This window comes from Mesorhizobium sp. M0522 (genome assembly GCF_040321085.1).
Taxonomy (GTDB): domain Bacteria; phylum Pseudomonadota; class Alphaproteobacteria; order Rhizobiales; family Rhizobiaceae; genus Mesorhizobium.
Map to the genome: position 1 here is coordinate 27,642 of NZ_JAMYQW010000029.1, position 14,113 is coordinate 41,754.

Below are 14,113 nucleotides of genomic sequence, written 5' to 3' on the forward strand. Positions count from 1 at the left end.
TTTGCATAGTCGTCGTCATCGGCTCTTTGGCCGAAATCGCCGCCCGTGGGCGTCGAAACAAATAAACCAATAAATCTCAAATACAGACTGTCGGCCCGAAACATAGTTTTCGGGTCGGCCTCTGCACGTCTGTTAAAATGGAGCTTCCAATGAAGAACATTTGTCTAGTCAAGCCTCTTGACTGCCGGTGTGCCGCGATCTACTCGCGCGCACCCGGCCACACGCACACCCTCTTGTCGTATAGTGCAATTACTGACACCTCTAACGATGGCCGCCTCTATGTGTAGTTCCCCGAGGAACCTGCCAAGCGGAACAGTCGTTGGGTGTCGTAAATGTATGCAATGCATGTCGGTCCGTGCCCAGGATTGGGTAGGCCGCTGCATTGCTGAAAGTCGTACTTCCGTCGCGAATCGCTTCGTGACCTTGACGTATGGCGGTGGCCTAACCGCCCGCTCGGAAGTGCTGACTTATTCAGATGTGCAGAAATACTTAAAGCGTCTCCGCAAGAGCGGACACAAATTTAGATATTTCGCAGTAGGGGAATACGGCTCTAAAAAGGGCCGTGCTCACTGGCATCTGATCTTATTCTATCAATCCGAGCCTCCTGAAATGGAAATGGACGCTCGTATAGATGAGAAGCATTGGCCGCACGGCTTTTCCCAGTGGGAAATAGCCTCCAATGCATCCATGCGATATTGTGTGAAGTATCTGTATAAAGACGCAGGCGCTGACGAAAGTAAGCAAGCCAAGTTTGTACTGTCAAAAAACCCCGCTATAGGGGTGCCCTACTTCCGCAAGCTTGCAATGGATTATGCACTACAGGGTGTATCGCCAAGAGACTCGTTCTATTGGTTCCCTGACGTGCTGAACTCCAAAACCGGAAAGCCGGAACAGTTCTACCTGTCCAAAATCAGCGCTGCCGGTGCGGTGTTCCTGTCGAGCTTCGTTGAAGCTTGGCTCAAGGTCCACGGCAATGACCGTTGGCCGCATTCCGATCTGGTGGACTGGTGGTTGGATCGTAACACGGTCCTTCCTGAACCCCTCCAACTCAAGCCTATCCGCCGGGGTCCAAATAAACCGGCGTCCCCTCCTCCAGGCGGCTCTAAGCCCCTGTTCTCGGAGAGTCACAACTGTTACTACAGTGAAACCATAAGCGGTCGCTTATGGTATTATCTCAACCCACAAGGGGACTTGGTATGGCATACGAAAATCGGAAAAAACGGGAGCGCCGTCATCAACGGGCAGATACCCCGCCCAGGCGGGACACTGCCAGACGCTCCCTACCCCGCCCGCTCTCACGACGCGTTGCGTTCGGAGCGCGGCGAAACCAAATGAAACTCGGCCTCGGGCCTGAATTCTTCCCTCCCAAGCCGCTTAACCCCCGGCCCATGCCGGACGCGGCTTCAACCGCACGTAGTGCTCGCGTTGAGAGGTTGCGTGCGCAGCACGACAGTCGCGTAGCGGCTGGGTTCTTAGCGCTGAACGAAAGTGGCAAGCGCAATGTCTCGCGGCTCAAAATCTCGCCCTCGGCCCCTCGGCCTGATCATTCCGCAAGGAGAGAGTACAAAAAAGGCGAGCTAAAAATCCCAAATACCCCTCTTGCCTTAGCGGGGGTACAGGGGGGCAAGGCCCCCCCCGCAGCGGCCTCTGCGCCGGTCTCAGACCGTCACCCTAGTGCGCGCAACGTTACTGCCGTCTGCAAGTCGCGCCCGCGCGACAATAGGCCAAGGGGAAATAGTATGGGCCAGCGAAAATTTATCCCGTGGTGCTCTTGACCACGGAGGGCAAATCACCCTACCGGGGGTTGTGATCTTCTTCAGTATTGAAGAAGTCACTGTCCTAATATATGCTTCGCTTATATTCGGTGCGAAAGTGCATGCGACTACGCCTATAGCATCCGTTGGCGGCGAGATCAGGCCGGTCACTCTTAGACATTCGCAACAGCGCTGTGGGGCAACGGGCATGCTAGGGTTGGGAATCATGAACACACTCCCGCTACTTGCAAGTCTTGCCCTCACCCTCGCCTGCGCGCTCACTGGCGCGCGAGCGCAGGACTTTGATCGTGCGCCAGGCGAGAACGACCTGGCTTTCGCCAAACGTGTTGTTGGGTTCGCCGACAATGCTGATCCGCACACCACAGCCGTGAGCTGGAACGGCCTCCAGACACTCTTCGTCGATTACCAGACTACTGAGGAATATCCGGAACGCCCACTCGTCGCGCTACAACGGCTAGCTGACAACAGATATCGCGCAATCCAGGTCACGATCGGTGAACAAGAGGGCGACACACCGGACATAGCGCTCGGCCTCGCCAACGCCGACCACGACCCGGCAAAGGAACTGATCGTGATACTTTCCTGGGCTCAGATGCACTACGATGTCGAAGGGACGCTCTACGAAGTTCGCATCTTCGATGGCCCCAAGCCAGGCCAGAAGGCGCTGACTCAATTGAAAGCGAGCCGGAAGTTCGATACCACATGCGACTGCCATTGGCGCGACGGCGCAACGAAGCACTTCCGCTTCAAGACGATCGCGGCGGTCAAGGCTGAACTGAAGCGCCTGGGCTATTAGCCGCCGGCGGACGATCGCGGCGGTCAAGGCTGAACTGAAGCGCCTGGGCTATTAGCCGCCGGCGAGGGCTCGCTTCCCGGATGTTGCCCTCGCCACCTCGCCGATGCTGACCCGCAATCGTCACCAGCGCCAGCACAGGCACAGGCTGGGTCGCTCGTCAGAACTCCATATCACCGAAGTCACCGCCATTATCGGAGCTGGAATCGCCTGCCTGATCGGCTTCGTCCGGCTGCGGCGTCGGCTGTTCAGCTGCCTTCGCTTCGCTGCCGCCAAGCACGCCGGCGATCGCGTTGCCGAGCAGCACGCCGCCCGCCACGCCCATCGCGGTCTGCGCGGCGTCGGCAAGAAAACCGCCGCCTGCCCGTTGTGGCGTGTCCTGCGGCCCTTCAGTTGCAACGGAGGCGGTGCGCCCTACCCGCGGAACCGAGCCTGAGCGCCTGCCGCCGCTGCGGCCGAAGAAGCCGCTGAGCGGTCCACCGCCGGCCGGCTGCCGCGCCTGCTCCTCCAGTTCTTCTATGCGCGCCTGAGCTGCGTTCAGGGCCTGCTCCTGCACCACGATCGTCTGGGCCATGTAATATGGCGCCCCAGGCTGCTGGGTGATCTGGTCCTGGATGAAGCGCTCTGCTTCGGCATCGCGCGGCGGCGCCTGGCGCTCGGCGCTTGCCAACTTCTCGAAGAGCTGTCCGATCGCTTGCTGATCGTTTCTGTCCAGGATGTCCAACTCCGGTCTTGGTTCAACGCCGGCTATTCGCGCTCGCCGGTGAAGTTCAACAGCAGTTGGAAGATGTTGATGAAGTTCAGATAGAGCGAGAATGCCCCGAAGACAGCGAGTTTCTGCTGTGATTCCGCGCCGAAGTTTTCCGCATACTGCTCCTTGATCGTCTGGGTATCCCAGGCGGTGAGGCCGATGAAGACGGCGATGCCGATCACAGAGATCGCGAATTGGAGCGCGGTCGAGCCCAGGAAGATATTGACGATGCTGGCGATCACCACGCCGATCAGGCCCATGATCAGGAACGACGAAAACTGCGTCAGGTCGCGTTTGGTCGTGTACCCGTAAAGGCTGGTCGCGCCGAACATGGTGGCGGCGATGAAGAAGGTGCGTGCGATGCTGGTGCCGGTAAAGACCAGGAACACGGAAGCCAGCGACAGGCCCATGACCGCGCAGAATGCCCAGAACATCGCCTGGGCGCCGCCTGCCGACATCGCCTGCATCCGAAACGAGAACAAGAGCACAAAGGCCAGCGGGGCCAGCATCACCACCCATTTCAGCGGTGTGGAGAAGATCGGCACGTAAAGAGCGGGCGTGGAAGCCACCACGAACGCGATCACGCCCGTAACGACGAGGCCAAGGCCCATATAGTTATAGACGCGCAGCATGTGCCGGCGCAGGCCTTCATCGTAGACGGCTCCGGCTCGGGCTCCGGCCCCGATATATCCGAGATTGTTCATGTGGTTCTCCTTCTTGCAGGTCGATCAGTAAAGCGTTTTGGCGAGGGCTTCGGCCGTGCGATCGAGACCGCCGACATCGCTGCGTCCGACGACCGCGTAGGCGACCTCGCCGATCTGGAAATAAGCCGAGGAAACTTCGCCCGAGGGAACGACGGTCGGCTTGACGACGTCGAATGTTCCGGGCCTGATCGCGAACAACGAGACCAGCCCCATCTCTTTCGTCTCGACAGCCATCTCGACGCTCGGTCCGAATTGCGATGGATAGATCTGCACGTCACGGACCGTCCAGTCCGCTGGCAGCGATGGCATCACGATCGCCGTCGCGGCGCGGATTTCGTCGGCATTGTAGCCGGGTGCTTCGGGTTGCGACGACATCGCCTCGCGCACGAGCGTCGTGCGGTGCGCCCGGACCGCGTCCTCCACATAGGCCGGCGGATGGGTCGAAGCGACGACTTCCGTCACCGATATCGGTCCGATGAGCCCGTTCGCAAGCCAGCCGGCAGCGACGAAGACAGCGACTGCCGCAACTCGCTGCAAAGCACCAAGGACGCGGCCGCGCGCCAATCCCCGCTCCAGCCGTCGTGCAGCATCGGCCGTCGCGGGCCGCGCCATGCCTTTCGATCCGGCAAGCGCCACGCGCAATTCGTCACGCATCCGTAAGTCGGACATCACCCGCGCGGCCGCGTCCGGGCGGGCCGAAAGGAACGCCTCGACCTCGATGCGACGAGCCACGTCCAGCTGATCGTCGACATAGGCGTCGAGATCGGCGCCGGTTACGGGATCGCGCAGTTGGTTCATGATCCACCTCCGACGATCTTCAGATGGCCTTTCGCGCGTGCCGGCACCGCGTCCTCCATCTCGCGCAGGGCCGCACGCGCCCTGCCGATGCGCGACATCAGCGTGCCAAGCGGCACGCCACTCACCTCAGCGGCCTGGCTGTAGCTAAGCCCCTCGATGGCGACGAGATGCAACGCCGAACGCTGCTCCTCCGGCAATTCGAAAAACGCTTCGCGCACCTGCGCCAGACGGACCGAATGTTCCTGCGGAGCCTGGACATTCGCCTCGGCGAGATAGCCGGCCTGTTCGATGCGCATTGCTTCGGATTTGCGGGACCGCAGACCGTCGATGAATGCATTATGGACGATCGACAGCAGCCATACGCGAAGATTTCCGCCGGAGCGGAAGCTGCCGCGTCGCTCATAGGCACGCACCAGCGCATCATGCAGCAGATCCTCTGCATCGGCGCTGTCGCGCGTCAGCGAGCGTGCATAGCGGCGCAGCGAACCGAGCTGTCCCAGAATATCGAAGCGTGGCATCGGCCGTTTCATGTCCTGTTTACGGAGCAGGTCGGGATGTTAATCCCGCTCTCCCCGAAATTTTCTTACGGCTCGCCGCGTTCTCGTCCTGGGAGATATCGGGCCCGCTCTCGCCCGCCAGATAGTATTGGCCGCCCTCGAGGCAAACCGGCGCCGAGTTGGCGCATATGAAACTGCTGGCAAAGTACGGCCGGTTTGCGTATCACTCCGCCGCCAACGGAACCTTATCGATGTTCGAAAATCTCCAGCCCGCGCCTGCCGACAAGATCCTGGCCTTGATCGGTCTCTATCGCGCCGACCCGCGTCCCGACAAGGTCGATCTTGGGGTCGGCGTTTATAGGGATCGCGACGGCAAGACGCCGGTGATGCGCGCGGTGCGCGAAGCCGAAAAGCGGCTGCTGCAGGGCCAGGATACCAAGACCTATCTCGGCCTTGCCGGCGATACTGCCTTCAACGCGGCGATGGCCAGGTTGGTGTTCGGCCCAGCCGCCGACATGACGCGCATTCGTGCGGCGCAGGCGCCAGGCGGCTCCGGCGCGCTGCGGCTGGTAGCAGAGCTGCTGAAAAGGACCCGCACCGACGCGATGGTCTGGCTGTCGGATCCGACATGGCCGAACCACATGCCGGTGATGCGCGCCGCTGGCCTGCAGACACGCGAATATCCCTATTTCGACGCTGCTTCTGGTGCGGTTCGCTTCGACGATATGCTGAATGCATTGAGAACCGCGAATCCTGGCGACGTCGTATTGTTGCATGGCTGTTGCCATAACCCGACAGGCGCCAATCTAGACATCTCGCAATGGGCTGCCATTGCCGATCTTGTCGTTGAGCGCGGCCTGCTGCCCTTTGTCGACATCGCCTATCAGGGCTTTGGCGAGGGACTTGATGCGGATGCCGCCGGCTTGCGCCTTCTGGCGGCAAAAGTTCCGGAAATGGTCGTTGCCTCGAGCTGCTCGAAGAACTTTGCCGTCTATCGCGACCGAGTCGGTGCAGCGCTGATCATGGCGAAAGGTGGCGCGCAGGCGGATTTGGCGATGGGCCAGATGCTGTCGGCGGCGCGCGCCATGTATTCGATGCCGCCGGACCACGGCGCGGCGGCGGTGCGCATCGTGCTTGAAGACCCCGCATTGCGTTCCGACTGGGAGGCAGAGCTTGAAGAGATGCGGCTGCGCATGCTGCGGCTGCGCGTCCAGTTCGCCGAGGCGCTGCGGCGGCAGTCCAACTCCGACCGTTTCGATTTCGTCGCCAGCCATCGCGGCATGTTTTCCCGGCTTGGCCTGTCGGAAGCGCAAGTCGGGCGGCTGCGCGCCGAGCATGCCATCTACATGGTCGGCGACAGCCGCATCAACGTTGCCGGCCTGCCCGAGGACGGCATGGATGCGCTCGCCAAGGCGATAGTCTCCGTGCTCGACTGATACTTTTTGCTAGTTAGGATCTTTTCCGGAAACCGGCTTCCACTTTCGGATCATGGTCTGGCCGCCCATCTGTGGACAAGACGCCCTCGCCGGCTGAAGCCGTTGGCCGCGCGGCCAGGTACAGGATAGCGTTCGCCTGATGAAACCCTCGAAAGACATTTCCCGGCTGATCGAGATCATGGCCGCGCTGCGGGCGCCGGAAACCGGCTGCCCGTGGGATATCGAGCAGGACTTTTCGACAATCGCGCCGTACACGATCGAGGAAGCCTACGAAGTGGCGGACGCCATTGCGCGCGGCGACCTCGACGATCTGCGGGATGAACTCGGCGATCTCCTGCTGCAAGTGGTCTACCACGCGCAAATGGCCGAGGAGGCCGGCGAATTTTCATTCGGCGATGTGGTCCTGGCCATCACCACAAAAATGATCCGCCGCCACCCCCATGTCTTCGGCGACGACAAGGCGCGCAGCGCCGGCATGGCCAAGGGCATGTGGGAAAAGATCAAGGCAGAGGAAAAGGCGGAGAAGCGCAGTGCGCGCCTCGCCCGTGGGCTCGACCCGGAAGACCATGGCAAGGGCTTTCTCGACAGTGTGCCGGTCGCCCTGCCCGCGCTGACCCGGGCGCTCAAGCTGCAGGAAAAGGCCGCCCGCGTCGGCTTCGACTGGAGCGAGGCGGCACCGATCCTCGACAAGATCGAGGAGGAGATCGGCGAACTACGCGAGGCGCTGGCCAAAGGCGACACTGCGCCGATCAAGGACGAGTTCGGCGACATGCTGTTTGCAGTCGTCAATCTCGGCCGGCACCTCAAAATTGATTCCGAAGCGGCACTCAGCGGCACCAACGAAAAATTCCGGTCGCGCTTCCACTATGTCGAGCGGACGCTGCAAGCGTCGGGAAACAGCCTCGAAGAGGCGACGCTGGACGAGATGGAAGCGCTCTGGCATCAGGCAAAAAGCGCGAAGTAAACGCCTCTACCCGTTGTTTTGACGGCGCAATCGGCTTTCGATCTCCTGCCGAGCGCTGTGTGTAGCCTTGAGCGCGACGGTCACGCTGCCATCCTCATTGTCGTCGCGCGAGACGATGTCGCCGTTGCGGTAAAGCCAGTCGACGACGCCGAGTTGGTCGGGCTTGAGTGTGACGGTGAACGTCTCCAGTTCGCCCGACATCATCGTCTCGATGATCGTCTTCAGCGCATCGATGCCCTCGCCGGTTACCGCCGATATGGCGATCGGCGGTGCCTTCTTGCCGTCAGCACCATCGGCAAGCAGCCGCGCCCGGTTGCCCTCGTCGAGCCGGTCGATCTTGTTCCATACTTCAATGACGCGCTTGCTATCGCGGGCATCGACGCCGAGATCGGCAAGGATGCGCTCGACATCTTCGGCCTGCGCGGCCGTATCGGGATCGGAGATGTCGCGCAGATGAATGACGAGGTCTGCCTCGACCACTTCCTCCAGCGTCGCCCTGAAGGCCGCGACCAGATGCGTTGGCAGGTCGGAAATGAAGCCGACCGTATCGGAAAGGATGATCGGCGTGCCGTGCGGCAGGCGCACGCGGCGCAGCGTCGGGTCGAGCGTGGCAAACAGCATGTCTTCGGCCAGCACCCCTGCTCCGGTCATCCGGTTGAACAGAGTCGACTTGCCGGCATTGGTGTAGCCGACGATCGCTACCACCGGAAATGGCACCTTCTTGCGCTTGGCGCGGTGCAGGTCGCGGGTGCGGCGCACAGTTTCGAGCTCGTGCTTCAGCTTGGTGATCTTGTCCTGCAGCACACGCCGATCCGACTCGATCTGGGTCTCGCCAGGGCCGCCGAGAAAGCCGGCGCCGCCACGCTGGCGCTCGAGGTGGGTCCAGCTCCGCACAAGGCGGCCTTTCTGGTAGTTGAGATGGGCAAGATCGACCTGCAGCGTGCCTTCCTTGGTGCGGGCGCGCTCGCCGAAAATCTCCAGGATCAGCCCGGTGCGGTCGAGCACCTTGGCGTTCAACTCTTTTTCGAGGTTGCGCTGCTGTACCGGGGTCAGCGGATGATCGACAATGACCACTTCCGCGTGGCCCTCTTTGACGATCTTAGCGAACTCCGCCACCTTGCCGCTGCCGAGCAAGGTCGCCGGGCGTGGATCGTTGACGGTCACCACCGCCGTGTGGACCAGGTCGAGGTCGATTGCGCTGGCGAGGCCGACGGCCTCGTCGCGACGAGCCTCGGCGGAACGGGTCAGGCGGGGGCGGTTGGTGTCGTCGTCGCCACGAGGCTGCCGGGTAAGCACCGGCACGATAACCACCGCCCGGGTCGGGCCGTTGGCCTCTGTCCCGGTCTGATGTGCTGGTTTTCCGCGAACGCTGCGGTCCGCGTCTTTCTCACGTGCCAATCAGGCGCCCTGGCTTTCCTCACCATCGAACATCTGAACCGGCTGGCTCGGCATGATCGTGGAAATAGCGTGCTTGTAGACAAGCTGGGAATGGCCGTCGCGACGCAGCAGAACGCAGAAATTGTCGAACGAAGTGACCACGCCGGTCAGCTTCACGCCATTGATGAGAAAGATGGTGAGTGGATTTTTGCTCTTGCGAACTGAATTCAGGAACAGGTCCTGAAGATTTTGCGATCGTTCCGCCATTGTTCTTGTCTTTCGCCGATCCCCTTCGGTTTGCAGGCCAATGCGCCAAATTAGCCGGCACATGTCAAGCACGCAAACACCATGTTGCCGTCAGTAACGACAAGCAGAACGAGATATATTGATGTTCATTCCATCTGTGCGGTTATCAGGCTGGACTTTTTTCCGCAACGTCAAAAAAGGCCTGCCGTAATGAAACTGTTAGCGAGCCCGGGTGGCCGTTGGCGACGGGAGCGCCATCGATCGCCACCACCGGCATGGCAATCGTGGTCGCGGAGCTGATGAAAACCTCGCGCGCGGCCTTGGCTTCGGCCACGGAAAAACCGCGCTCCTCGATCTTCAGGCCGAGCTTGGCGGCCACGTCGAACAGCGTCGTACGGGTGATGCCGCGCAGGATGCCGTGCTCGGCCGGCCGCGTCACCAGCACGCCATCCCCGGTGATGATCCAGGCGTTCGACGATCCACCTTCCTTGACGGTGCCGTCGACATCGACGAACCAGGCCTCCTGAGCGCCGGCTTCCTTGGCTTTCTGCTTGGCCAGCACGTTCGGCAGCAGGCCGACCGACTTGATATCGACCCGATCCCACCGGTTCTCCGGCACCGTGATAACCCGGATCCCGCTCTCGGCCCGCTTCGCGGCAGCTGCAGGATCGGCTTTTTTGGCAGTCACCACCAGCGACGGCTTCGTGTCCGCCGGCGGGAAGAAAAACTCGCGGCTGGCGACGCCGCGTGTCACCTGGACATAGACCAGGCCGTCGACGACATGGTTGCGGCGCACCACCTCGCGCATGACGAGCGGCAGCACGCCGCGCGTGATCGGCCAATCGATCGAGAGTTCGGCAAGTGAGCGGTTCAATCGGGCGAGATGGCGCGGCATGTCGACGATGAAGCCTCGTGCCACCTCGCAGACCTCGTAGACGCCGTCGGCGAATTGATAGCCACGGTCCTCGATATGCACGGAAGCTTCGGCGTGAGCGACGTAGCGCCCGTTCACATACGCAATGCGCGGCATGGCTAATCCCTGAAAGAAGTCCAGCTTTCTTATGCGATTCCAAGACCGCCGTAACCGATAATTGGGTGGCCCACGACTGGTTTGGCTGTCAGACGCCCAGCGACTTCAGCTTGCGGTGCAATGCAGAGCGTTCCATGCCGATAAACTCTGCCGTCTTCGAGATATTGCCGCCAAAACGGTTGATCTGGGCGATCAGATAGTCCTTCTCGAATTGTTCGCGCGCTTCCCGCAGCGGCAGCGCCATTATGTGCTGATCGGATTTGTTTGGAGTGCGCGGCATGACGTCGCCGATCTCGGCAGGCAGGAGATCGGCGGTGATCGGCGCATCGACATCGTCGCCGCGCGCCAGGATCATCAGCCGCTCGACATTGTTGCGCAACTGGCGAACGTTGCCCGGCCAGTTATGCGCCTGCAGCACCGCCAGCGCGTCGTCGCCGATGCGGCGCGGCTTGATGCCGGCCTGGCGAGCGATCTGCTTCATGAAATTGTCGACCAGATAAGGAATGTCCTCGCGACGCTCGGCCAGTCCCGGCACCATGACCGGAACCACGGCCAGGCGATGATAAAGGTCCTCACGGAAACGGCCGTCGGCGATCATGGCTTCCAGGTTCTGCGAGGTCGACGAGACGATGCGCACGTCGACCTTGACCCGCTTGGTGCCCCCTACCCGCTCGAACTGCTGTTCGACCAGCACGCGCAGGATCTTGTTTTGCGTCTCGCGCGGCATGTCGGCCACTTCATCGATGTAGAGAATGCCGCGATGGGCTTCCTCCAGCGCGCCGACCTTGCGTTCGACGCCGTTCGATTCGGTGCCGAACAACTCGATCTCCATACGCTCAGGCGTGATGTTGGCGGCGCTCAGCGTCACAAACGGTGCACTCTTGCGCGCCGACAGTGCGTGGATGGCGCGCGCCGCCAGTTCTTTGCCCGAGCCGGAGGGGCCAATGATCATGACGCGGCTGTTGGTCGGCGCGACGCGCTCGATGGTCTGGCGCAATTGGCTCATTGCCGACGACATGCCGATGAGGTCGAAAGTCTCGCCGCTGCGCAGCTTGAGATCCGAAACCTCGCGTCTCAATTTGGAGGTTTCGAGCGCCCGTTCGGCAATGAGGATCAGCCTGTCGGCCTTGAATGGCTTTTCGATGAAATCATAGGCGCCGCGGCGGATGGCCGAGACTGCCGTTTCGATATTGCCGTGGCCCGAGATCATCACCACCGGCAGGTTCGGGTGCATCGTCTTGATCTCGTCCAGCAAGGCCAGGCCATCGAGCCGCGAGCCCTGCAGCCAGATGTCGAGGAAGACCAGCCTGGGTGCCCGGTCGGCAACCGCCGCAAGCGCGCTGTCGGCGTCAAACGCCGTGCGTGTTTCGTGACCTTCGTCGCTCAGGATACCGGCGACGAGTTCGCGGATGTCTTCCTCGTCATCGACGATGAGAATATCAGACGCCATTTCCGACCTTTTCAGTTTCTTTTTCGTGTTCCGTCTTGCCCTCGCCGCGTACCGGAACGGTGGCGGCAACCGGCAGGATGATGCTGATCATTGCACCCCGCCCATCGTGGAAGTCCGCTGGTGCATCGTGCAATTCGAGTCGCCCGCCATGGTCCTCCACGATCTTCTTGACGATAGCGAGGCCAAGCCCGGTGCCTTTCTCGCGTGTCGTCATGTAAGGCTCGAGCAAGCGCTGCCGGTTTTCGCGCGGCAAGCCCCTGCCGTTGTCGATGACGTCGATTCGAATCGCGCCATTCTGACGCCCGGCTTGAATCCGGATTATGCCGTGCGGACGATCCTCTGCATCAAGTCCGTCGATGGCTTCGGCAGCATTCTTGATGACGTTGCCGAACGCCTGCGCCATCAGGCGGCTGTCGAACGTGCCTTTGAGCGGCTCATTGCCAAAGACGCGCTCGAAGGTGATGTCGGCGCGGCTCACTTCGACCAGGAACGAGGCCTCGCGCAACGAATCGCGCAGATCGATGGCCTTCATTTCCGGTTTCGGCATGCGGGCGAACGCCGAGAACTCGTCGACCATGCGGCCGATGTCCTCCACTTGCCGGATGATGGTGTCGGTGCATTGATCGAAAACCTCACGGTCCTCGGTGATGACCTTGCCGTAACGGCGCTTGATACGCTCGGCCGAAAGCTGGATCGGCGTCAGTGGATTCTTGATCTCGTGGGCGATGCGCCGCGCCACGTCGGCCCATGCGGAGGAACGCTGTGCCTGGACCAGATCGGTAATGTCATCGACTGTAACGACGTAGGATTTATCCTCCGAACCGTCGTCGCCGGCTTCAATCGTGATCTGCACGTTGAAGGTCCGTTCGGTGCCGGCACGATAGAAGGTGACCTGTTCGCGATAGACCGGCTTGCCCGATTTGCGGCCGATCTCGAAGACGCGGCCGACATGCGGCAGCACGGCGGAAAGGTTCTGCCCAAGCGCTGCCGTGGCGGATATGGCCAGCATCGTTTCGGCCGAACGGTTGACGATGGTGACGATGCCATATGGATCGACGCCGATGACCCCGGCGGTGACGCCGGCAAGCACCGCCTCCGAAAAGCGCCGCCGCTCGTCGATCAAATCCTTGGCCGACAGGATCTCGTTGCGCTGCGATTTCAGCTCCATCAGCATCTTGTTGAAGGTGTCGCCGAGCGAGGCGACGTCACCGTCGGAGGGGCGGACAGGCACGGCTACGTCGAGATTGCCGGTAGCGACCTCATCGGCCGCGCCGATGAGCTGACGAATCGGCCGCACCAGGCGGTCGGCCACCGCAATGCCGGTCCAGATGGCGGACAGGATGATGATCAGCGTCAGCGACAGATAGGGAAGCGCGAAAGCCACTTGCGAGGTGCGGCGATTGTCTTCGAGACCGCGATATTCGGCGGTGTTGGATTTGACGATCTGCCGCGCCTTGATCACCTCGGGATCGACGAGGCGGATGGTGTAGAGATAGAGGCCGTCGATCTCGCGCAGCTTGACGATGGCACCCATGATGTTGCGGGTGCGCGGTTCTATCAGCACCGGCTTGCCGTCGGCAGCGCTTGCCACGGCGCCCTCAGGCGGCTCCGGCATGGCAAAGTCCGCGTCGGTCTTGGCGCTCATAACGAAGGAACCATCGGGCTTGATGAGTGCTGCGTGCGCCAGCGAGCGTCCCACCGCCTCCTTGTTCATGAGGTCGAGAAAACCGGTACGATCGAGGCCGTAAAGCGTGCGCGAAGCGTCGAGGTCGTAAGCCATCGACAACGTCGTGCCCTGAAGATTTCGCGCGTTTTCCTGCACATAGGCGTCAGCGATCGACAACGACGAATTGACGATCGTTTTGGTGCGGATCTCGAACCAGCGGTCGAGGCCGATGTCGAGCGTGATCGACGCGATGATCGCCACCATGATCGCGGGGATGGCGGCGACCAGCGCAAACATCGCCACTATGCGCACATGCAGGCGCGACGCAGCCTTGCCATGCCGTCGTGCCATCAGGATGCGATGCACCTCGCGGCCGACCAGCAAGATCAGAAACAGGACGAACGCCGCATTAAGCGCAATCAGCGCCAGCGTCGTCCTCGCGTCGGGCGTGATCGGCGTCGCGCCGACCAGAATGGCGAAGGAGATCGCCGCCGTCACCAGCGCACCGGCAACGGCGATCACGCCCGGCAGCGCAAGCAGCCGGCGACCGTCTCGCGCGCCCGTATTGCTGAAAAGCGATTTGCTCAGTGTCGGTGCCTGCAGGGCCATGTCGCCGTCTAGAGCCA

13 protein-coding genes are annotated in these 14,113 nt (G+C 61.5%); 4 read left to right on the forward strand and 9 right to left on the reverse strand.

Annotated features, from left to right (window positions below; all coding sequences use genetic code 11):
• The first annotated feature begins 417 nt into the window (after nucleotides 1–417).
• Entirely contained in the window at nucleotides 418–1,335 is a 918-nt protein-coding gene (locus tag NKI58_RS25570) for a rolling circle replication-associated protein (RefSeq protein ID WP_352853889.1), read from the forward strand.
• 645 nt (nucleotides 1,336–1,980) lie between these two features.
• Complete coding sequence (locus tag NKI58_RS25575; protein WP_352593878.1) at nucleotides 1,981–2,571, forward strand: hypothetical protein; 591 nt, start codon at nucleotides 1,981–1,983, stop codon at nucleotides 2,569–2,571.
• 157 nt (nucleotides 2,572–2,728) lie between these two features.
• On the opposite strand, the gene NKI58_RS25580 is transcribed toward NKI58_RS25575, so the two are convergent.
• Genes NKI58_RS25580 through NKI58_RS25595 form a run of 4 tightly spaced genes read right to left on the reverse strand, consistent with a single transcriptional unit; the run spans nucleotide 2,729 to nucleotide 5,351 of the window.
• On the reverse strand, nucleotides 2,729–3,292 hold the full coding sequence (locus tag NKI58_RS25580) for a DUF2076 domain-containing protein (protein WP_245274627.1): 564 nt from the start codon (nucleotides 3,290–3,292) through the stop codon (nucleotides 2,729–2,731).
• Nucleotides 3,293–3,315: 23 nt separating this feature from the next.
• A complete protein-coding gene (locus NKI58_RS25585) occupies nucleotides 3,316–4,023 on the reverse strand; it encodes a Bax inhibitor-1/YccA family protein (protein ID WP_023675065.1) in 708 nt (235 codons plus the stop codon).
• 24 nt (nucleotides 4,024–4,047) lie between these two features.
• Nucleotides 4,048–4,821, reverse strand: coding sequence for an anti-sigma factor family protein (locus NKI58_RS25590; RefSeq protein WP_023675066.1), 774 nt, complete (start codon nucleotides 4,819–4,821; stop codon nucleotides 4,048–4,050).
• On the reverse strand, nucleotides 4,818–5,351 hold the full coding sequence (locus NKI58_RS25595; RefSeq protein WP_023675067.1) for a sigma-70 family RNA polymerase sigma factor: 534 nt from the start codon (nucleotides 5,349–5,351) through the stop codon (nucleotides 4,818–4,820). Before NKI58_RS25595 ends, NKI58_RS25590 begins: the two co-directional genes overlap by 4 nt.
• A gap of 218 nt (nucleotides 5,352–5,569) precedes the next feature.
• Here NKI58_RS25595 and NKI58_RS25600 point away from each other — a divergent pair, with 218 nt between their 5' ends.
• Both NKI58_RS25600 and mazG read left to right on the forward strand, forming a co-directional pair.
• Nucleotides 5,570–6,754 (forward strand): amino acid aminotransferase, encoded by a 1,185-nt coding sequence (locus tag NKI58_RS25600; RefSeq protein ID WP_352785047.1) that lies wholly within the window; start codon nucleotides 5,570–5,572, stop codon nucleotides 6,752–6,754.
• 139 nt (nucleotides 6,755–6,893) lie between these two features.
• Complete coding sequence (gene mazG / locus NKI58_RS25605; RefSeq protein WP_352785044.1) at nucleotides 6,894–7,718, forward strand: nucleoside triphosphate pyrophosphohydrolase; 825 nt, start codon at nucleotides 6,894–6,896, stop codon at nucleotides 7,716–7,718.
• Nucleotides 7,719–7,724: 6 nt separating this feature from the next.
• On the opposite strand, the gene hflX is transcribed toward mazG, so the two are convergent.
• The 5 genes from hflX to NKI58_RS25630 form a co-directional block, all read right to left on the reverse strand.
• On the reverse strand, nucleotides 7,725–9,116 hold the full coding sequence (gene hflX, locus NKI58_RS25610; RefSeq protein WP_352785042.1) for a GTPase HflX: 1,392 nt from the start codon (nucleotides 9,114–9,116) through the stop codon (nucleotides 7,725–7,727).
• Nucleotides 9,117–9,362, reverse strand: a complete 246-nt coding sequence (gene hfq, locus NKI58_RS25615) for an RNA chaperone Hfq (protein WP_006202172.1) — start codon at nucleotides 9,360–9,362, stop codon at nucleotides 9,117–9,119. It abuts the gene before it with no gap.
• 145 nt (nucleotides 9,363–9,507) lie between these two features.
• Nucleotides 9,508–10,371: a D-amino-acid transaminase gene (locus tag NKI58_RS25620; protein ID WP_352457488.1), complete on the reverse strand. Its 864-nt coding sequence runs from the start codon at nucleotides 10,369–10,371 to the stop codon at nucleotides 9,508–9,510.
• Nucleotides 10,372–10,459: 88 nt separating this feature from the next.
• Nucleotides 10,460–11,821 carry a nitrogen assimilation response regulator NtrX gene (ntrX, locus tag NKI58_RS25625; protein ID WP_023675072.1) on the reverse strand — a complete coding sequence of 454 codons (1,362 nt, stop codon included), beginning with the start codon at nucleotides 11,819–11,821 and terminating at the stop codon, nucleotides 10,460–10,462.
• Nucleotides 11,811–14,096, reverse strand: coding sequence for a sensor histidine kinase NtrY-like (locus NKI58_RS25630; protein ID WP_352785039.1), 2,286 nt, complete (start codon nucleotides 14,094–14,096; stop codon nucleotides 11,811–11,813). Before NKI58_RS25630 ends, ntrX begins: the two co-directional genes overlap by 11 nt.
• Nucleotides 14,097–14,113: the final 17 nt, after the last annotated feature.